Here is a 19,999-nt window from a genome sequence, read left to right on the forward strand (position 1 = left end):
AACAGTCCGCTGTTGAGTTCTCAAAGAACACACCCACACCATCACCACACCCCACTTCAGGGATGCCGGATCCGGGGAGTCATTTCCTCGTTCGTTCTTGTGCTGATCACTCTAGCAGGCTCTTGTTTCCGCGTTTTCAGGGGGGTACCCCCTGACGTTTCCCGCCGAACTAGCGAGCCTCATTCGAGTTATCAACTGCCGGTCGGAGGCAGAACCGAAGTTCCGCTTCTCCCGGCGACCGCCTTACGTTACCCGGTGCGCTTCGCGGTGTCAAACCGCGCGCCCCGAACCGGTCTGCGCTGTCGCGTTGCCCCGAACCGTGGTCCGGAACCTCGCGGCGCTCCCGGTGCCGTCCTCCGCGAGTGGCTCGCGGCGTTCGGCTTTCCGTGCGACGCAGACGAAGTTACGCACACTCTGCGTCAAAGTCAAATCGGCCGCGCAGGCCTGGACTCCACCCGTTCAGCCGATTGTCGATCACTTCTGCTTCGGGCGCAGCCAGAGCTTCACCGTGCTCCCGCTCCCCGCCGCCTTCATGGCTTCCAGCAGGTCAGAGGCTTCCACCGGGCGATCACGACCGACCGGCACGAGCTCGTAGCCCCAGGTTCCGAACTCACGGAGCGCAGCGGCCGGGTCGTCGCCGAGACCGCTGATCGCGTCCGGTGTGAACGAGCACACGATCGAGGGGCGATCGCGTCGGAGCAGCCGGACCAGCCCACCGAGCACCCGGTGCACCCGGGCTCCCACGTCGACGTGCACGACCGAGAGCTTGAGGTTCTCCAGCGAGGCGTGGTTCTCCAGCTCCTTGTCGAGCCGGAACGCCGGCACCCGCTCCCCCGCTTCCTGCTCGGAGTCCGCTGCGGCCGGGCTCACCGACACGCCGCCGGCGAGTGCGGGTTCCGCCGCGAGCTCGCCCGGTCCGTCCCAGGCGGCGCCTTCGACCAGCAGCAGCCGGTGCGCCCAGGCGGACGGGACGTTCATCTCGACGTTGTGCTTGAGCAGCGCCCGGGCCTGCGGGCTGGGCTCCACGGCGACGACCGCGCCGCTGTTGCCGAGCCTGCTGAGCACCCGCACGGTCTGGTAGCCGACGTAGGCGCCGACGTCGAGGAACACCCCGTCGGGTTCCAGCAGCGAATCGATGAGCGCGGAGACCTCGCTGTCCCACGTGGGGTTCGACGACAGCCACGGCAGCATCAGCGCGTCGTCGGCCGGCAGCCGCACCAGGCCCGCGTCGCAGAGCACCGGAGTGGTGGTGCCGTCGCCACCGGTGGCGCGCTCGTGCTCGCGCAGCAGGATCCGCTGCAGCACGTCGGTGCGCTGCAGCGCGTTCGCGGCGTCCCCGGCGGCGCTGCGGACACCGGACTCCAGATCGGCGCCGGGCTGGCGGGCTTCGAGCGCGTCCATCCGGTCGAGGACCTTCTCCAGCGCGCCGGTGAGGCCGTCGATGCGTTCGGCGAGGGCGTCGACGCGCCCGTCCGAGCCACCGGCGTCGGCCTGGGCACCCGTCTCCTCCAGCCGGCGGAGCCTGCGGTGCTGGTCGGCGAGGTCGGCACGAGCCCGGACCAGCCCGTCGTCGGTGCCCACCAGCTGCGCGCCGAACTGGTCCTGGCGGCGCAGCAGTTGAGCGAGCTCGGCGCGCACGGCCTCGACATCACCGTCGCCGTCGACCTCCTCCTGGCGGCGCAGCAGCTCGCCCGCGGTCTGCTCGACCCCGTCGACCAGCGAGCGGAGCACGTCGCGGATGTGCTCGTCGTAGTGGCTCAGCGCGCGCAGCACCGCCTTGCGCAGGGCCGGGGCGAGCGCGTTGTTGCCGCTCGGGCCCACGTCCGGGGCGCGGTGCAGCGCGTGCCGGGCGACCAGCAGCGGCCGCAACGGGTCGTCGAACTGCCCGTGCTTCTCACCAGCCCACTTCGTGCGCCAGCTGCGGTAGGCGTGCTCGACGCGCTCCCGCAACCGCGCGCCCGCGCGGGCGACGGTGTGGGTGCCCAAGAGCGTTTCGCGTGCCGCGACACCGAAGGCCGCGGTGCCCTCGGGGTCGTCGGCGGCGGCGCGCAGGATCTCGGCGGCCGCCTCGACGTCCGGTTCACCCGCGCCCTGGCAGGGCACGAGACGCGCGCACTGCCCGCCGAGGAGCTCGGCGACCGCGCCGTGCTCGCCGGCGATCACCGGCACGCCGTGGGCGGCGACCTCCCACAACCGCAGCGCGTGCTCGTCGTCGGCGTCGCCGCGGTGCAAGGAGACGAAGCAGTCCGCCGCGGCGAGCAGCGCGTGCAGGTCGACGTCGGTCTCCACCAGCACGACCCGGGCGTCGGAGGCGGTGGCGAGGCGGAGCCGCTCGGCGGCCTCGGGGTGCCGCGCCGCGCCGGTCACGCCCACCACCAGGCGCACGTCGTCGCGCTCGGCGAACGCGGAGAGGAACGCGGAGACGAGCCCGAGCGCGTTGTCCGCGCGCTCGGCGGAGTGGTCGACGTGGGCGGCGATGACGAACTCGTCGGAGAGCTCGAAGCGGGCGCGGGCGCCCTTGCGGGTGGGCAGGTCGACGCGGTCGCGCTCCGGTGCGGGCAGCGTCAGCACGCGGGTCTTGGTGCCGGCGCGGCGCACGGCGGCGCGGCTGCTCTCCGAGAGCACCCACGTCTCGGCGGCGTCCGAGTCGGTGGCGGCACCGGCGGTGAGCACGTCGATGACGTAGCGGCCTGCGGGGACGGCGAGGCCGGGCGAGCAGCGCAGGACGACCGGGTAGTAGGCGGTGTCGGCCGACGGCAGTCCGGACGCGCCGGCAGCAGTGCGCACCAGGTCTGCCAGCGGGCCGGTGCCGAGCACGGCGACGCCGAGCTGGTCGACCAGGGCGAGGTCGCCGCCGGTCCGGCGGTGCACGGCCGCGGCGGGCACCCGGCCGCTCGCTACCCCGACGCCCGCGCACCACTCGTGGAAGGCTTCGGCGTGCGCGCCGAACGGGTCCGGGTAGTCGCGCTGGAGGAGCTCGTCGTCGGCCCACACCGCCGCCGTCCAGCGCGAGCCGCCCGCGGCGCGCTGCCGCTCCTCGGCGGGCGCGCAGGCCCACGCCGTGAACGGCTCCGCTCCGCCGGGTTCGAACGGGCTCGGCGGTGCGTCGCCGGCCACGAGCCAGGCTTCGAGGTACTGGCGGCGCAGGCCATCCGGCAGCAGCACGCCGTCGGCGAGGGCGTCGAAGGGATGCGGCTGTTCGCGGCTGTACCCGGCGTCGACCAAGGCGTTGCGGTAGTTCGCGCACAGCCCGGCGAGCAGCGGGTTCTCCGACAGCAGCAGCCGCGGGTTGTCGGCGTAGTCGGCGGACAGCAGCCACGGCCGCTGCGGCTGGAAGCCGTCGAAGTGCACGCTGCGCAGCGCGGACCCGTCCACGACGTGCTCACCGTCGGCGAGCTCCAGGTCGCGCTGGGCGGCGTTGAACACCGACAGCCCGACGCCCGGGTCGCGGATGACCTGGTGGTCGACCAGAGCCGGAGCGCCGTCGAGGACCGGTGCGTCCATCGTCGGATCGGCGCGCAGCTGCTCGATCCAGGTGCTCAGGAGGCCCTCGGCGCCCGGGCGGACGGCGAAGGCGCTGGCGTCGAAGGTTCCGGATACGGCCAGGTCGGCGGGGCTCGGGCGGAGCCCGTCGGCGGCGAGCGGGTGCAGCACGCGCGGCACCAGCGCGACGGGCCGCTCCGCGGTCAGGCCGGTGAGCAGTTCGTCGAACGGGCCGAAGACCTGCACCCAGGGTTCGAAGTGCAGCACGGTCGAGCCCGACCGGAGCAGGTGCTGGAGCAGCCAGGGGCGCAGGACGCCGCGGAGCTGCTCGGCGGTGCAGCCGACGGCCAGCCGGGCGAACTCCTGCGGGTCGACCCCGATGTCGGTGATCGACAGCGCGTCCGGCTCGTCGCGGGCGGCTCCCGGTTCGTCGACGAGCAGCAGCACGAACCCCGCGTCGGGGTGGTGCTCGCGGAAGCTGCTGCGCAGCACGCGCGCGGCCGGGAGCTGGTCGCGGCAGGCCACGGTGCAACCGAGGAGGGTCAGCGCGGCGGGCTGGGCCGGGGACGGCTGCTCGGCCGGCCACTCCGGTTCGACGGACTCCGACGACTGCTCCAGGACACCCGACTGGAGCTCGACTGCGGACTCACCGGAGCGCCTGTCGTCCGGCTCGGGGTGCGGCTGCGCATCAGTCACGGCCGCAACCTATCGCCAACAGATCCAGACTGGAACGCCCAGTCCCTACCCACGACACTCCGCGGTTCCGATGCCGATGCCCGTCAGGCGACCGGCGAAGCCGGTTCCTCCTCCCCCCACCCGAGCAACCGGCACGGCCGGGGGTTCTGAGCGGTGCTGTGGCGAGCACGCCTCGACGCCGTGTTGGGCATCCACAAGTCGGGGCGCGCGGAGTCCACAGCGCCGCTCAGGATTCCCTGCTCGCACCGCTGAGCAGGAGGACCACAGTCTTCTCAGAGCACGGGGAGCATGGAGGAGAGCTCGTAGGGGGTGACCCGGCTGCGGTAGTTGTTCCACTCCTCGCGCTTGTTGCGGAGGAAGAAGTTGAACACCTCTTCGCCGAGGGTTTCGGCGACGAGCTCGGAGTTCTCCATCTCGCCGAGCGCCTCGGTGAGGTTCTGCGGCAGGTTGGCGAAGCCGGCGGCCTTCCGCTCGTACTCGGTGAGGCTCCAGACGTCGTCCTCGGTGGCCGGCGGGACCTCGTAGCCCTTCTCCACACCACGCAGGCCGGCGGCCAGGATCACCGCGTAAGCCAGGTAGGGGTTGCAGGCCGAGTCGAGGTTGCGGACCTCGACGCGACGCGACGAGGACTTGCCCGGTGAGTACATCGGCACCCTGACCAGCGCGGACCGGTTGGCGTGGCCCCAGCAGACGGCCGTCGGGGCCTCGCCACCGACGACGAGCCGCTTGTAGGAGTTCACCCACTGGTTGGTCACGGCGCTGATCTCGCGGGCATGGTGCAGGATGCCTGCGAGGAACGCCCGGCCGGTCTCAGACAGCTCGTAGGGGTCCTCGGGGTGGTAGAAGGCGTTCTGGTCGCCTTCGAAGAGGCTGAAGTGCGTGTGCATGCCCGAGCCGGGCTGGTTGCTGAAGGGCTTGGGCATGAACGAGGCGCGCACGCCCTGGGTGATCGCGACTTCCTTCACCACGTAGCGGAAGGTCATCACGTTGTCGGCCATGGTCAGCGCGTCGGCGTAGCGCAGGTCGATCTCCTGCTGACCGGGAGCGCCTTCGTGGTGGCTGAACTCCACCGAGATGCCCATCGCTTCGAGGGTCTCGATGGCGTTGCGGCGGAAGTGCGGGGCGGCGTCGTGGCTGGCCTGGTCGAAGTAGCCGCCCGAGTCAGCGGGCTCGGGCTCGCTGCCGTCGCCGGGCAGCCCCTTGAGCAGGAAGAACTCGATCTCGGGGTGCACGTAGCAGGTGAAGCCGGACTCGGTCGCTCGCGCCAGGGTCCGGCGCAGCACGTGCCGCGGGTCCGACCAGCAGGGCGAACCGTCGGGCATCTGGATGTCGCAGAACATCCGGGCCGAGTAGTGCTCGCCGTCTGCGGTCTCCCAGGGCAGGACTTGGAACGTACCCGGATCGGGCTTGGCGACCATGTCGGACTCGTAGACCCGGGCGAAGCCCTCGATCGCCGAGCCGTCGAACCCGATGCCCTCGGCGAAGGCGCCCTCCAGTTCGGCGGGCGAGATCGCCACCGACTTGAGCATGCCGAGGACGTCGGTGAACCACAGCCGCACGAAGCGGATGTCACGTTCCTCCAGGGTGCGGAGCACGAACTCCTGCTGGCGGTTCATGCTCCGCACTCTAACTTCCTGGCCTCGTGCTCGTCGTGATCGGCGTCGCCGGGTTACCTCGCGGTACCGAGGTCTTTACCCGAAGCCGACCGCGGCGACCATCAGCGGCAGCACCAGCCCGATCGTGATCGCGCCGGCGACGTCGAACACCACGCCGGAGCGGATCATCTTGGTGATCGGGACCGCGCCGGAGCCGTAGACCACGGCGTTCTGCGGGGTCGACACCGGCAGCATGAACCCGAACGAGGCCGCGAAGGTGGCCGCCAGGGCGGGCACGAACGGGTTGGTCCCGGCCGCCAGGGCCACCGGGATGACGATCGGGACCACCACCGAGGCCGCCGCGGTGTTGGAGGTCGTCTCGGACACCAGCACCGCCAGCACGATCGCGAAGACGGTGATCGCGACCCCGCTGGTCAGCCCCAGCGTCCCCGCGGTGCCCTCACCGATGGTCTTGGCGAGCTCGGTGTCGGCCAGCAGGGAGCCGAAGATGATGCCGGTGCCGAACAGCACCACGGTGCCCCAGTCGATGCGGGAGGCCTCGGTCCAGGTCAGCGTGAACTGGCGCTTCGACCAGTCGGTGGGCAGCAGGAACAGCAGCGCGGCGCCGAGGACGGCGACGATGCCCTCGTCGAGGCGGTCGCTGACCGCGTCGTAGGCGGCCGAGTCGTTGCCGGCGATCAGCGCGACGAACCCGGGCGTCACCCACAGCACGACGGTGACCGCGAAGGCGATCAGCGTGTTCTTCTCGGCGCGGGAGAAAGGGCCGAGCTTGGCGCGCTCGCCGGCGACGTACTCCTCGACCCCGCTGAGCTTGTTGATCTCCGGCCGGTTGAGCAGCAGGAGCACGACGGACAGCGCCGCGAACATCAGCAGGCAGACGGGCGCGGCCATGGCCATCCACTGCAGGAACGAGATGCGCTGCCCGGTGACCTCCTCGATCAGCCCGCGCCCGATGAGGTTCGGCGGCGAGCCGATGGGGGTGAGAAGGCCGCCGACGCTGGCGCCGTAGGCGAGCATCAGCATCAGCGCGACGCCGACGCGCAGCCGCAGCGGGTCGAAGGGCTCGCCCTCCGGGACCTGCCTGCGGACGAGCTCGGCCATGACCGAGAGGATGCCGACCGCGGTCGGCAGCAGCATCGCGACCGTGGCGGTGTTGGACACGACCGCCGAGAGCACGGCGGTGATCACGCCGAAGGCGATGATGACCCGCCAGGCGCTCCTGCCGACTCCCGGCAAAGACAGGATGGTGAAGGCGAACCGCCGCGCCACGCCGTGCCGCAGCATGGCCTGGGCGAGGATGAAGGCGCCGATGAAGGTGAACACCGTCGACGAGCCGAACGGTTCGAGCACGTCGTCGGGCGGCATCACGCCGAGGACCACCACGGCGCCGACGCCGAGCAGCCCGCCCACGGGGATCGGCACCGGTTCGCACACCCACAGCACGATCACGCCGAGCAGCACGGCGGCGAGCTTGTGCTGCGCGGGTTCGAGCTGCGTCGGCATCAGCAGGAACAGGATGGTCAACGCCGGTGCGAGGAACAGTCCTGTGGTGCGGCGGGCTCGCTCGAACCGCTCCTCCGCCGGGGACAGCACCTGCTCACCGAGGCTTTTGTACGTGCTGCCCGAGAGCAGCACCGAGGTCACGCTCTGCTCCTCGGGCTTCCTGCCCGATTCGTCCGCTGAACTCATGTGCTGACGATAGGCGGGACGTGACCTGGTTCACCACATCAAGATCAGACGAATCGATCAATCAACCCGAACAACGAGCCCCTTCAGGCGGGAGCTGGAGGTCGACCAGGTAGTTCGTGCCGGCCTCGTCGACGCAGCTCACGCCCTGCAGGAACACCGTGTGCTGGGTGCCCTCGTAGGTCAGCAGCCTGCCGTGCAGCGCCTGCGCCAGCTGCACACCCGCCTCGTACGGGGTGGCCGGGTCGGCGGTGGTGGAGATGACCAGCACCGGGGGCAGCTGCCCGACCTGCGGCTGGGTGGGGTCGCCGGTGACCGGGACCGGCCAGAACGCGCACATGTCGCGGGCCGAGCTCGGCGGGTTGCCGTCGTCGAGGAACGGCGCGGCCTCGCGGTAGCGGCGGTCGGCGGCGCGGACCTCCTCGGGGTTCAGGACCCGCTTGTCGTCGACGCAGTGGATGGCGTCGAAGGCGTCGGTGGTGTTGGTGTAGCGGCCGGCGGCGTCGCGGCCGAAGTAGCTGTCGGCCAGGCTCAGCAGCGTCTGGCCGCGTCCTTGCTGGAGCTCGGCGAGCCCGGAGTCGAGGGACTCCCACAGGGTCGGCGCGTAGAGGCCCTGGATCGCGGCCATCGTGGCGTCCGCGTAGGACAGCTCGCGGCCGTAGCCCGCCTGCACCGGGTCGTCGACCAGCGGGCGGGTGAGGTCCTGGAACCGCTGGACCGCCTTCGACGGGTCGTTGCCGAGCGCGCACTTCGCACGGGCCGCGCACCAGGCGGCGAAGTCGTTGAAGGCGCGCTGGAACCCGGCGCCCTGGGCCACCAGGGCGTCCACAGTGGTCTGTCCGGGGTCGATGGCGCCGTCGAGGACCATCGCGCGGACGTTGCCGGGGAAGGTCTCGGCGTACTCCGAGCCGATCCGGGTCCCGTAGGAGTAACCGAGGTAGTTCAGCTTCGGCTCGCCGAGCGCGGAGCGCAGCACGTCCAGATCGCGCACCACGTCGCGGGTCCCGATGTTGGCGAGCACGTCGACGCCGGTGCGCTCGGCGCACTTCGTCGCGTACTCCCGCTCCTCCTGCTCGGACTCGGCGACGCCCGACGGCGAGGTGTCGGCGTCGGAGTCGAGGCGCTCGGCGTCGCGCTCCGGGTCGGTCAGGCAGCGCACCGCGGGTTCGGAGGCGGCGACCCCGCGCGGGTCGAAGCCGACCAGGTCGAAGCGCTCCCCGATCTCCGTGTCGGCGACGCTGGTGGACAGGCTCGCCGCGGCGCTCATGCCCGAGGCGCCCGGTCCACCCGGGTTCATCATCAGGGCGCCGATGCGCGATCGCGGGTCCGTGGCCGGTTTGCGCAGCACGCCGATCCGGATGGTCTTGCCCTCCGGGTGCGCGTAGTCCATCGGCACTTCAAGCCGCGCGCACTCCAGCTCCGGGTCCTGGAAGGCGGTCCGGTCGGACGAGGAGGTCGCGAAGTTCGAGCACGGACCCCAGGCGAGCTCCTGGCCGTAGAACCGGTCCAGGCTGGCGGGGACCGGGCCGACCGGGCCCTGGCGCTCGGTGTGCGGCTGCAGGGTCGGGTTGCTCGGGAAGGTGCAACTCCCCGCGGCCAGCGCGAGCAGGGCCATCGCGGTCAGCACTCGAAGTCGGCGCGCCATCGTTCGATCCTGACATGGAAGGGCCCGTGTGATTCATCTCGGGCAGGGGCACACCACCTGGGTGGGTGCGCGAAGATGGGCCCATGCCCCAGCTGCGGATCGCACTCGCACAGGTCAACACGTGTGTCGGCGACGTCGCCGGCAACAGCTCGCTGGTCCTGGACTGGACTCGGCGCGCTGTGCAGGACGGCGCCCACGTGGTGGCGTTCCCGGAGATGACGCTGTCCGGGTACCCCATCGAGGACCTGGCGCTGCGCAAGTCGTTCGCCGCGGCGAACCGCGAGGCGCTGGAGCGCCTGGCGCGCGACCTGCTGGCGAACGGCTGCGGTGACGCGCTGGTGGTCGTCGGCCACCTGACCCGGGACGACGAGGGGCAGCGCAACTCCGCCTCGCTGCTGCACGGCGGCGAGGTCGTGGCGACCTACAACAAGCACCACCTGCCGAACTACGGCGTCTTCGACGAGGCCCGCAACTTCGCGCCCGGTTTCGACCTGCCGATCGTCAAGCTGCACGGCGTTGACGTGGGTGTGGTGATCTGCGAGGACATCTGGCAGAACGGCGGGCCGGTGGCCGCGCTGGGCAAGGTCGGCGTCGACCTGGTCGTGTGCCTCAACGCTTCGCCGTACGAGCGCTCCAAGGACGACCAGCGGGTGCCGCTGGTGTCGGGCCGCGCGGTCGAGGCCGGGGCGCCGCTGGCGTACGTGAACCTCGTCGGCGCGCAGGACGAGCTGGTCTTCGACGGCGACTCGGTGATCGCCGACTCCGCAGGGCAGATCATCGCGCGGGCGCCGCAGTTCACCGAGCACCTGCTGGTCGCCGACCTGGAGCTGACCGCGGGCGGCCACACCTCGACGACGGTCCCGGCCGAGCCCGGGCCGGTGCGGATGCCGGCCTTCGACGTGCACCGCATCGTGCTGCAGCCCGATCCGCTGCCGCGCTACGAGCCGCTACCGCTGCCGCAGCTCGCGGAGCCGCTGTCCGACGAAGCCGAGGTGTGGGGCGCGCTGGTCACCGGCCTGCGCGACTACGTGCACAAGAACGGCGCGAAGTCGGTGACGTTCGGCTTCTCCGGCGGCATCGACTCCGCGGTGTGCGCCGCGCTGGCCGTCGACGCGCTGGGACCCGACTCGGTCCACGGCGTGTCGATGCCGTCGGTGTACTCCTCGGAGCACTCCCGCTCCGACGCCGCCGAACTCGCGCGACGGCTGGGCTGCCACTACGAGGTCCAGCCGGTCGCCGACATGGTCGACCTCTACGTGCGGCAGCTGGGGCTGACCGGCCTGGCCGAGGAGAACGTGCAGGCGCGGGTGCGCGGCATGCTGCTCATGGCGCTGTCGAACCAGCACGGCCACCTGGTGCTGGCCACCGGCAACAAGACCGAGCTGGCCGTGGGCTACTCGACGATCTACGGCGACGCTGTGGGCGCTTTCGCGCCGATCAAGGACGTGCCGAAGACGTTGGTGTGGAAGCTGGCGCGGTGGCGCAACGACGCCGCGGAGAAGCGCGGCGAGCTCGCTCCGATCCCGGAGAACTCGATCACCAAGCCGCCGTCGGCCGAGCTGCGGCCGGACCAGACCGACCAGGACTCGCTGCCCGAGTACGACGTCCTGGACGTGGTGCTGGACGGCTACGTCGAGGGCGACAAGGGTTACCAGGACCTGGTGCAGGACGGGTTCGACGCGGAGCTGGTCGAGCGCATCCTGCGGATGGTGGACCGGGCGGAGTTCAAGCGGCGGCAGTACCCGCCGGGCACGAAGATCACGTTCAAGGCCTTCGGCCGGGATCGCCGCCTCCCGATCACGAACCGCTGGCGCGAAACCGCTCCGTGACGCCGTCTCCCGGACCGCGGCGGGCGGGCTCCGGTGAGTCGGGCGCCCGCCGCGGAACCGACACGCGTGCCCCGACCTAGACTCGCGGTCCGGGTTCGTTCGAAGCGTTGGGGGTCCGGCTGTGTGGGTGGTGCACGCGTGGTGCGACTCCCCGGACCGCGTGCTCGTGTGGGCCGAGGACTCGGAACGGCCGCCGCGCGTGCCCGGGCGGGCTCCCGCCGGGGTGCTTCCGCACCCCTTCGCCGTCGGCGACGACGAGCTGCTGGACGAGTTGCCCGCGGACGGCGTCGTCGAGAGCGCTGAACTGGCCCTCCCCTCCGTCGCGTCGGCACCGCTGGCCTCGCCGGAGCTGGTGCGGGATCCGCTGACCGCCGGGGCGGCGCCGCGCGGGAAGCTCCGGTTGCGGCGCTGGCGGCTGCCCGCGGTGGCGATCCGGCCCGCCGCCCTGCCGGACCTGCTGGCGGCCGAGCTGCCCGGGTGCCGGATCGGCTCGGACGCGCGGTTCCTGGCCGAGCTCGCCGAGTTCGCCGCATCCCTGGTCACCGGTGGCCGGGTGCTGCCGTCGCTGGTCGTCGAAGACGACCAGCCGGCCGCGCGCTGGGTCCCGGCTCTGTCGGGCTCGGACTCCGCGCGCTTCGTCGCGCTGCGCGAAGCGATGCCGCACGCCCTGCGCGCCGCCGGCGGCGAGCCGGTCGAGGACGTCCTGCGCGCGGCCCTGCACACCTTCGTCGACGACCTCGCGCGCAGCACGCTCACCCGGGGCCTCGCCCCCGCCACGGGCGTGACGGGCGCCTGGCTCCACGCGCTGAGCGGCGATCCCCACGTCGACGGCGACCCCGCCCAGCTGCGCGAACTCGCCCGCAAGCTGGAGTCCTGGCACAGCGGTCTGGCCGGGCAGAGCCCGCTGCGGACCTGCTTCCGGCTGCACGCTCCCGAGGACGACGAGACGGACTGGCTCGTGGAGTTCATGCTGCAGGCCGTGGAGGACCCAGGCGTGCTGGTCTCCGCGCAGGACGTGTGGGCCGGCAGCACGCACGTGCTGCAGCGCTGGGTCGACGAACCGCAGGAACTGCTGCTCGCCGAGCTGGGCCGGGCCAGCCGCACCTGCCCGGAGCTCGACACCGCGCTGCGCACGTCGCACCCGACGGGGCTGGTGCTCGACACCGAGGGCGCCTACGCGTTCCTCAGCCGCGCCGCCCAGCTGGACCAGGCGGGCTTCGCGGTCCTGCTGCCGTCGTGGTGGGGTCGCAGCCAGCGGCAGCTCGGCCTCAAGCTCAACGCCACCAGCACCGGCAGCGCCGGCGCCGTCACCAAGGACTCCGGCATCGACAAGGACGCGCTGGTCGACTACCGCTGGGAGCTGGCGCTGGGCAACGAGGCGCTGACCCGCGAGGAGCTCGCCGAGCTCGCCGCCGCGAAGGTGCCGCTGGTGCGGATGCGCGGCCGCTGGGTGCAGGTCGACCGGGAGCGGCTCGCCGCCGGTCTGGCGATGCTCGAGCAGGACGCGTCGGGCACGATGACCGCCCTCGAGCTGCTCAAGCAGGCAGGCGGTGAAGGTGAGGAGCAGCGGCGGCTGCCGGTCGTGGAGGTCAACGCCACCGGCTGGATCGGCGAGCTGCTGTCCGGTGAAGCCGACCAGCACCTCGAACCCGTCGACCCGCCCGCCGACTTCCGCGCGGAGCTGCGGCCCTACCAGCGGCGCGGTCTCGCGTGGCTGGCGTTCTTGAGCCGTCTCGGCCTCGGTGGCTGCCTGGCCGACGACATGGGCCTGGGCAAGACGGTCCAGCTGCTCGCGCTCGAAGCCCTCACCCGCGAGCAGGAGTCGCTCCCGCCGACGCTGCTGGTGTGCCCGATGTCGGTGGTCGGCAACTGGCAGCGCGAGGCCGAGCGGTTCGCGCCGGGCCTGCGGGTCCACGTCCACCACGGCGGTGGGCGGCTCAGCGGCGAGGACCTGCGCGACGAGGTGGAGCGCTTCGACCTGGTGCTCACCACCTACCCGCTGGCGATGCGGGATTCCGAGGCGCTGCGCGAGATCCGCTGGGAGCGGGTGGTCCTGGACGAAGCGCAGAACATCAAGAACAGCGCTTCCCGCCAGGCCAAGGCGGTGCGCGGGCTCTCGGCGCGGCAACGCCTCGCGCTGACCGGCACACCGGTGGAGAACCGGCTGGCCGAGCTCTGGTCCATCATGGACTTCGCGAACCCGGGGATCCTCGGTTCGCTCAGCACCTTCCGCGCCCGCTACGCGGTCCCGGTCGAGCGCGACGGCGACACCGACGCGGCGGCACGGCTGCGCCGGGTGACCGGCCCGTTCGTGCTGCGGCGGGTCAAGACCGACCCCGCGGTCATCAGCGACCTGCCGGACAAGTTCGAGGTGAAGCAGCTGTGCAACCTCACCGCCGAGCAGGCCACCCTGTACCAGGCGGTGGTGGACGACATGCTCGCGCGCATCGCCGAGAGCGAGGGGGTGGAACGCCGGGGGCTGGTGCTGGCGACCATGTCCAAGCTCAAGCAGGTCTGCAACCACCCGGCCCAGCTGCTCGGTGACGGCTCCGCCCTGCCGGGTCGCTCCGGCAAGCTCGCGCGGCTGGAGGAGCTGCTGGAGTCGGTGCTCGCCGAAGGCGACAAGGCGCTGGTGTTCACCCAGTTCGCCGAGTTCGGCGGGCACCTGGTGCCGCACCTGTCGGCGCGCTTCGACACCGAGGTGCCCTTCTTGCACGGCGGCACCCCGAAGAAGGCCCGCGACGCGATGGTCGAGCGCTTCCAGGACCCGGAGGGGCCGCAGGTCCTGCTGCTCTCGTTGAAGGCCGGCGGGACCGGGTTGACGCTGACCGCGGCCAACCACGTCATCCACCTGGACCGCTGGTGGAACCCGGCGGTCGAGGACCAGGCCACCGACCGGGCGTTCCGCATCGGGCAGCGCCGGGACGTGCAGGTGCGCAAGCTGACCTGCATCGGCACGCTGGAGGAGAAGATCGACCGGATGATCGAGGACAAGAAGGCGTTGGCGCAGCTCGTCGTGGGCAGCGGCGAGAACTGGCTGACCGAGCTGTCCACCCAGCAGCTGCGCGAACTCGTCACGCTGGACGCGGAGGCGATCGGTGACTGAGCAGTGGAAGTTCGAGGCGCGCGGGCCGATCCGGGTCGAGGGCGGCATCAAGGCGCGGAGCAAGCGCGGTGCGATCCCGCAGACCTGGTGGTCCGAGCGCTTCATCGAGGTCCTGGAATCCTTCGGCATGGGCGGCCGGCTGCAGCGCGGCAAGTCCTACGCGCGCGCCGGTCAGGTGCTCAACCTGACGCTGTCGACCAGCGTGGTGGTCGGGCTCGTGCAGGGTTCGCGCCCCGAGCCCTACCGGGCGCGGATCGGGATCAAGGCGTTCAGCCCGCAGCAGTGGGCCCACATCGAGCGCGAACTCGCAGGTCAGGCCCTGTACGCGGCGAAGCTGCTGGCCGGGGAGATGCCGCTCGACCTGGAGCGGGTGTTCGCCGAGCTGGGGCTGGAGCTGTTCCCGTCGACGATGCGCGAGCTGACCATGGACTGCTCGTGCCCGGACTGGGAGATCCCCTGCAAGCACCTGGCCGCGACCTGCTACCTGCTGGCCGAGTCCTTCGACGAGGACCCGTTCCAGATCCTGGCCTGGCGCGGCCGCAACCGGGAAGAGCTGCTCGACCGGCTGCGCGCCCTGCGCGGCACCCAGCAGGTCGTGCCCGCGGACACCGCCGACGACCCGCTGTCGGGCCACCTGCACGACTTCTGGACCAGTCCCCCGCCGGCCGGAACGCCGGAGGGCCCGGCCGCGAGCACCCCGGCGCTCGACGAGCTGGAGCCGCTGCCGCTGGAGGTCGACGGCGTGCCGGTGACCGACCTGCTGCGCCCCGCGTACCGGCGGTTCGCCGGGTGAATGCGTCGGGGAGGGGAGCACCCCCAAGCAGCTCCCCTCCCCGACGTCGCACGGCTCCCGCGCGCTCCGTCCGTCAGACGCTCACCGCCTGATCGACGTTGCTCGACGGGTTTTCCCGTTCTTGCCGGAATCAGGTCTGGTCTTCCGGGCGACGACGGGATATGCCTTGTCCACGGAAGATCAGGAGGCGGTATGCGCTGGGTGGAGTTCGGCATCGGGATGCTCGTGGCCACGGCGGTGGCGGCGGGGTGCAGCGCACCCCCACCGGAACCGCAGGCGGCCCCGCACCGGCTGCAGGAGGTGGTCCAGCGCGGCGAGCTGCGGGTGTGCAGCACCGGCGACTACCGGCCCTTCACCTATCGCGACGAGGCTGGCGCTTGGAGCGGCATCGACATCGACGTCGCCCGCGACATGGCCGAGGAGCTGGGCGTGCGCGCGACGATCGTGCCCACCACCTGGAAGACGCTGCTGGACGACTTCGCGGCGCGCTGCGACATCGCCGTCGGCGGGGTGTCGATCACGTTGGAACGGGCGCAGCGGGCGTTCTTCAGCACCTCGTTCGGGGTCGACGGCAAGACGCCGATCACCCGTTGCGAGGACGTGGGCCGGTTCCACACCCTGGAGCAGATCGACCAGCCCGGGGTGCGCGCGGTGGTCAACCCGGGCGGCACGAACGAGAAGTTCGCCCGGCAGGCGCTCAAGCGGGCGACCATCGTCGAGCACCCGGACAACAACACGATCTTCCAGCAGATCATCGACGGCCGCGCGGACCTGATGATGACCGACGCCTCGGAGACCCGCTGGCAGTCCCGGCAGCACCCGGAGCTGTGCCCGGTGCACCCGGAGCAGCCGTTCACCTTCGCCGAGAAGGCCTACCTGCTGCCGCAGGGTGACGTGGCGTTCCAGCAGTGGGTCAACCACTACCTCACCATCGCTCGCAACGACGGCACCTACCAGCGCTTCGCCGCTGCGTGGATCGGCTGAACCGCCGCGGGAACCGCTGTGATGTGAGTCGGGAGTCGTCGCCCCGGCGTCTCCCGCGTGCGACGCTGGACGCGCCACCATCCGCAACTACCCGGGGACCCGCGCGCGGGCCTCGAGGGAAAAGGACGGTCAACGATGACAGCTGCTCACAACCCGGGCGAGACCGCGGCCCCCTACGGATCGGGCCCGACCCGGCGCAAGGTGCGCATCCACCACCTCCAGCAGCTCAAGGAGCGCGGCGAGCCGTGGCCCATGCTCACCTCGTACGACATGTACAGCGCCCGCATCTTCGACCAGGCGGGCATCCCGGTGCTGCTGGTCGGTGACTCCGCCGCCAACAACGTCTACGGCTACGAGACCTCGCTGCCGGTGACCGTGGACGAGCTGCTGCCGCTGACCCGGGCCGTGACCCGCTCCGCCGAGCACGCGCTCGTGGTCGCCGACCTGCCCTTCGGCTCCTACCAGGCCTCGCCGCAGCAGGCCTTGGAGACCGCGACACGGTTCATGAAGGAAGGTCGCGCGCACGCGGTGAAGCTGGAAGGCGGGCGCCGCTTCGCACCGCAGATCGAGGCGCTGACCTCGGCAGGCATCCCGGTGATGGCGCACATCGGCTTCACCCCGCAGCACGAGCACGGCCTCGGCGGCTACCGGGTGCAGGCCCGCGGCGACCAGGCCGACCAGCTGCTCGAGGACGCCCTCGCGGTGCAGGAGGCCGGTGCGTTCTCGGTGGTGCTGGAGATGGTCACCGCCGAGGCCGCCAAGCGGGTCACCAACGAGCTGCGCATCCCCACCGTCGGCATCGGTGCGGGCCCGGACTGCGACGCGCAGGTGCTGGTGTGGACCGACATGGCCGGCATGAACACCGGCCGCACCGCCAAGTTCGTCAAGCAGTACGCGGAGCTCGGCAAGGCCCTCTCCGGCGCGGCCGAGCAGTTCGCCGCCGAGGTCAAGGGCCGGACGTTCCCCGGTCCCGAGCACTCCTTCCACTGATCACCGCGTCACCGGCCGGTGCCCCCTGCGCAGCTCACGTCCGCGGGCAAGGGGGCACCGCCGGTCGCGGCGGCGACCTCGTCGAGCCGCTCGAGGACGTCGTCGAGCCGCGACTGGTCGGCGACGAACTCCAGCGCCGCGCGGGAGAGGGCGTTGCGCCCCGGGTTCAGCCCGCCCGGTGGGCGAGCACGTCCGCGTGGCAGGGCTTCGGGGCGCACCAGCAGCCCAGAGCTCGGCCCGAGAGCTCCCCTTCGCGGATGCGCTTGAGCAGGTCCGGGCGGTCGTCGAGCCACTGCTCGTAGTGCCGGACCATCGCTTCGCGGTCGTGCTTGGCCTCGGAGACGAACGGGCTGGCGAAGTCCGACTGCGGCCAGCCGTGCCTCGGACCGGAGTGGCCGACGTAGGTCAGCAGGTCCTGATCGATCAGCCACGGCACCAGGTGCTTGTGCGGTCCGTCCTTGCGGACGTTGACCACCACGGTGTGTCCGTCGAGCAGGGCATCGGCGCGTTCCCGCTCGTCATCGCTCCAACTGCTGGCTTCCTCCGGCAACAACCGAACCACCTCCACCCCCAGCATGCCGTCCCCACGACAACACCACGGAAGACCGCCACCAGCAGCCCAGAACCACCCCAGGTGCCACCGCGGAGTGCCCCCAGCACCCAGGTCACGCCGGTGATCAGCCATCCGATCACCGGGGGCGGTAGGCCGAACTCGGCCGGATGAAGGCCGAACACGCGGCGAAGCCACCGTTCAGTGCAGGACCCCACCCGCACCGCGCAGGGATCCAGGCGGCCCGCGGCGGCAGCCGCTAGCCCAGGGCACTCAACCGGCACCGCGCCGCAGGTTCTGAGCGGCGTCGTGGCGAGTACGCCGCGACGCCGTGTACCGGCGTGCACCAGAGCGGCGCACGGAGTCCACGGAGCCGCTCAGGTCCTGCCACCCCGCACCGCCAAGCAGAGCGAGCACCGCCAAGGACGACCTCAGACATCCGTGATGCGGAGGCCTGCGTGTGCCTTGTAGCGCCGGTTGATGGCGATGACGTTGGCGGTGAAGGCCTCGACCTGGTGGGCGTTGCGGAGGCGTCCGCCGTAGATGCCGCGGACGCCGGGGATGACGTCGGCGAGTTCGCGGACCGTGTCGGTGGCTTCGCGGTCGTCACCGAGGACCAGGACGTCGAGGTCGACGTGGTCGACGCTGAGGTCGGCGAGGGTGACGGCGGAGACGTGGTGGAAGGCGGCGGTGACGCGGGAGTCCGGCAGGAGCTGCTCGGCCTGCTGCGCGGCGCTGCCCTCGTCGACCGGGAGGGCGTAGGGGCCCTTCTTGTCGAAGCCGAGGGGGTTCACGCAGTCGATGACGATCTTGCCCGCCAGCTCGGTCTGCAGCGACTTCAGCGTGTCGGCGTGGCCTTCCCACGGCAGGGCCGCCAGCACCAGGTCCGAGGCCGCCGCGCAACCTGCGTTGTCGGCTCCGGTGACGTCGCCGCCGGCGATCTCCTTGATCTCGTCGGCCGCCTGCTGCGCGCGCTCCGCGTTGCGGGACCCGATCACGACCTTCAGCCCGGCCTTGGCCCAGCGGATCGCCAGTCCACGGCCTTGGGCTCCGGTACCGCCCAGCACTCCGACGGTCATCTCCCGCACGCTCGTCACCTTCACGGCCCCTTTCGCCACGGTCAACTCGACACGGTCCACGATCGACCCGTGCCCCCGAGAATGCCACGGGGTGTGCGTCAGGCCACTTCGAACTCGACGTCGCGGCGGGCGGGATCGGCGGTCACCAGCCGCACCCGGACCTGCTGGCCCTCGGCGAGGCTGCCGCCGGCGCAGCGGGCGATGATCGGCGGGTCGGCCACGAAGACCTCCCCCGCCACCCCGTTGGGCACGCGCAGCACGGTCGCCGGGAACTCCTCGCCGACCCGCGATTCCAGCGACCACGCCTGGGTCTGGGCGATGCAGGCCCGCTCGACCTGCGCGGCGACCCGGTCGGACCCGCCCATGGCGGAAGGGAGTTCGCCCAGCGCCAGCAGCACCCACTGGGGAATCTCGCGCCCGGCGGTCACCGCCAGGCAGACCTCCGCGCTGTAGCGGTCGACGAGCCGCCGGATCGGTGCGGTGACGTGCGCGTAGGACGCCCCGATGCCGGCGTGCCCGGCCTTGGCCGGGGCGCCGGTGCCGAACGCGGTGTAACCGGCACCGCGCAGCAGGCGGGTGGCCGCGACGTGCACCGCCAGCGCCTCGGGGCGGGCGGGGTCGAGATCGGCCAGCGCTTCGGCCGCCGACAGGCCGACCGGCCAGTGCACGCCGAGCTGGTTGGCCGAGCGCCGCAGCACGTCGACGGTGTCGGCGTCCGGGTCGGGCACCGTGCGCAGCACGCCGACGCCGGCCTCCAGCATGATCTCAGCAGCGCACATGCCGGTGAGCAGCGAGATCTCGGCGTTCCACTCCTCGACGACGATCCGGGGCCGCAGCGCCAGCCGCCAGCCGCCGTGACCGTCGGACTCCACCTGCTGCTCGGGCAGGCCCAGCTCGATCGCGCCGCGTCGCAGCGCCTGCTCGCGGCGGAGCCGCCCGACCTCCGGCAGCAGGTCGATCGACGGGTGCGCGCAGCCCTGCTCCAGCGAGCGGTGGACGCCGTCGTAGTCGAGGCGGGCGACCGACCGCACGAGCGCCCGGCGCAGGTCCACCCGCTGCGGCGAGCCGTCGGAGTCCAGGTCGATGGTCCACAGCACGGCCGGGCGCACCTGGTCGGGCAGCAGGCTCGCGGCGTCCTCGGACAACCGGGTGGGGTGCAGCGGGATGTTGCCGTCGGGCAGGTAGAGCGTCTGGCCGCGGCGTCGCGCCTCCTCGTCGAGGGCGCCACCGGGCGGGACGAACGCGGCGACGTCGGCGATGGCGTAGTGGATCCGGTACCCGCTGCCGCGGCGCCGCAGCAGCACCGCCTGGTCGAGGTCCTTGGCCCCGGGCGGGTCCACGGTGACCAGCGGCAGGTCGATGGCGTCGTGGCGGACACCGGTGGGCAGCGGTTGGGCGACGGTCTGCTCGACCTCGGCGAGCGCGCCGGTCGGGTAGTCGCGAGGCAGGTTCAGCTCACGCCGGATGGCGGCGAAGTCCGCGTGCGCGGCTGCGGGAGGAACAGCGTTGACGCCGTTCGGGGACTTCTCCGCCGCCGCCACG

General features: G+C 71.9%; 13 protein-coding genes. 5 read left to right on the forward strand and 8 right to left on the reverse strand.

Annotated features, from left to right (window positions below; all coding sequences use genetic code 11):
- Positions 1-474 precede the first annotated feature (474 nt).
- The 4 genes from EIL87_RS03430 to EIL87_RS03445 all read right to left on the reverse strand — a co-directional run bounded on the left by EIL87_RS03430 (position 475) and on the right by EIL87_RS03445 (position 9,126).
- Complete coding sequence (locus tag EIL87_RS03430) at positions 475-4,179, reverse strand: FkbM family methyltransferase (RefSeq protein ID WP_125088683.1); 3,705 nt, start codon at positions 4,177-4,179, stop codon at positions 475-477.
- A gap of 272 nt (positions 4,180-4,451) precedes the next feature.
- Positions 4,452-5,795: a glutamine synthetase family protein gene (locus EIL87_RS03435; protein ID WP_125088684.1), complete on the reverse strand. Its 1,344-nt coding sequence runs from the start codon at positions 5,793-5,795 to the stop codon at positions 4,452-4,454.
- A 75-nt stretch (positions 5,796-5,870) separates the two neighbouring features.
- Positions 5,871-7,484 carry an SLC13 family permease gene (locus EIL87_RS03440; protein ID WP_125088685.1) on the reverse strand — a complete coding sequence of 538 codons (1,614 nt, stop codon included), beginning with the start codon at positions 7,482-7,484 and terminating at the stop codon, positions 5,871-5,873.
- A gap of 61 nt (positions 7,485-7,545) precedes the next feature.
- Positions 7,546-9,126, reverse strand: a complete 1,581-nt coding sequence (locus tag EIL87_RS03445) for an alpha/beta hydrolase (protein ID WP_125088686.1) — start codon at positions 9,124-9,126, stop codon at positions 7,546-7,548.
- A gap of 83 nt (positions 9,127-9,209) precedes the next feature.
- Between EIL87_RS03445 and EIL87_RS03450 the strand changes: the two genes are divergently transcribed.
- The 5 genes from EIL87_RS03450 (at position 9,210) to panB (ending at position 16,828) form a co-directional block, all read left to right on the forward strand.
- Positions 9,210-10,955 (forward strand): NAD+ synthase, encoded by a 1,746-nt coding sequence (locus tag EIL87_RS03450; protein WP_125088687.1) that lies wholly within the window; start codon positions 9,210-9,212, stop codon positions 10,953-10,955.
- A 121-nt stretch (positions 10,956-11,076) separates the two neighbouring features.
- Positions 11,077-14,061, forward strand: coding sequence for a DEAD/DEAH box helicase (locus tag EIL87_RS03455; RefSeq protein WP_125088688.1), 2,985 nt, complete (start codon positions 11,077-11,079; stop codon positions 14,059-14,061).
- A complete protein-coding gene (locus EIL87_RS03460; protein ID WP_125088689.1) occupies positions 14,054-14,854 on the forward strand; it encodes an SWIM zinc finger family protein in 801 nt (266 codons plus the stop codon). The genes EIL87_RS03455 and EIL87_RS03460 overlap by 8 nt, the downstream gene beginning before the upstream one ends.
- 192 nt (positions 14,855-15,046) lie before the next feature.
- Complete coding sequence (locus EIL87_RS03465) at positions 15,047-15,838, forward strand: transporter substrate-binding domain-containing protein (RefSeq protein ID WP_125088690.1); 792 nt, start codon at positions 15,047-15,049, stop codon at positions 15,836-15,838.
- Positions 15,839-15,973: 135 nt separating this feature from the next.
- Positions 15,974-16,828, forward strand: a complete 855-nt coding sequence (panB, locus tag EIL87_RS03470) for a 3-methyl-2-oxobutanoate hydroxymethyltransferase (RefSeq protein WP_125088691.1) — start codon at positions 15,974-15,976, stop codon at positions 16,826-16,828.
- An 8-nt stretch (positions 16,829-16,836) separates the two neighbouring features.
- Here panB and EIL87_RS03475 read toward each other — a convergent pair whose 3' ends face one another.
- From EIL87_RS03475 to EIL87_RS03490, 4 genes are all read right to left on the reverse strand, one after another.
- Entirely contained in the window at positions 16,837-17,046 is a 210-nt protein-coding gene (locus EIL87_RS03475) for a hypothetical protein (RefSeq protein WP_125088692.1), read from the reverse strand.
- Positions 16,995-17,405 (reverse strand): DUF4326 domain-containing protein, encoded by a 411-nt coding sequence (locus tag EIL87_RS03480; protein WP_125088693.1) that lies wholly within the window; start codon positions 17,403-17,405, stop codon positions 16,995-16,997. The genes EIL87_RS03475 and EIL87_RS03480 overlap by 52 nt, the downstream gene beginning before the upstream one ends.
- A 404-nt stretch (positions 17,406-17,809) precedes the next feature.
- Complete coding sequence (gene npdG, locus EIL87_RS03485) at positions 17,810-18,475, reverse strand: NADPH-dependent F420 reductase (protein WP_199740240.1); 666 nt, start codon at positions 18,473-18,475, stop codon at positions 17,810-17,812.
- An 80-nt stretch (positions 18,476-18,555) separates the two neighbouring features.
- Positions 18,556-19,998, reverse strand: a complete 1,443-nt coding sequence (locus EIL87_RS03490) for an RNB domain-containing ribonuclease (RefSeq protein ID WP_125088694.1) — start codon at positions 19,996-19,998, stop codon at positions 18,556-18,558.
- Position 19,999 lies beyond the last annotated feature (1 nt).

This window comes from Saccharopolyspora rhizosphaerae (genome assembly GCF_003931915.1).
Taxonomy (GTDB): Bacteria; Actinomycetota; Actinomycetes; order Mycobacteriales; family Pseudonocardiaceae; genus Saccharopolyspora; species Saccharopolyspora rhizosphaerae.

Excerpts from the sequence above, each read along its gene's own strand:
- EIL87_RS03480 (WP_125088693.1), bottom strand. The coding sequence starts at position 17,405 with ATGCTGGGGGTGGAGGTGGTTCGGTTGTTGCCGGAGGAAGCCAGCAGT.
- EIL87_RS03465 (WP_125088690.1), top strand. The coding sequence starts at position 15,047 with ATGCGCTGGGTGGAGTTCGGCATCGGGATGCTCGTGGCCACGGCGGTG.
- EIL87_RS03450 (WP_125088687.1), top strand. The coding sequence starts at position 9,210 with ATGCCCCAGCTGCGGATCGCACTCGCACAGGTCAACACGTGTGTCGGC.
- EIL87_RS03445 (WP_125088686.1), bottom strand. The coding sequence starts at position 9,126 with ATGGCGCGCCGACTTCGAGTGCTGACCGCGATGGCCCTGCTCGCGCTG.
- EIL87_RS03435 (WP_125088684.1), bottom strand. The coding sequence starts at position 5,795 with ATGAACCGCCAGCAGGAGTTCGTGCTCCGCACCCTGGAGGAACGTGAC.
- panB (WP_125088691.1), top strand. The coding sequence starts at position 15,974 with ATGACAGCTGCTCACAACCCGGGCGAGACCGCGGCCCCCTACGGATCG.
- EIL87_RS03440 (WP_125088685.1), bottom strand. The coding sequence starts at position 7,484 with ATGAGTTCAGCGGACGAATCGGGCAGGAAGCCCGAGGAGCAGAGCGTG.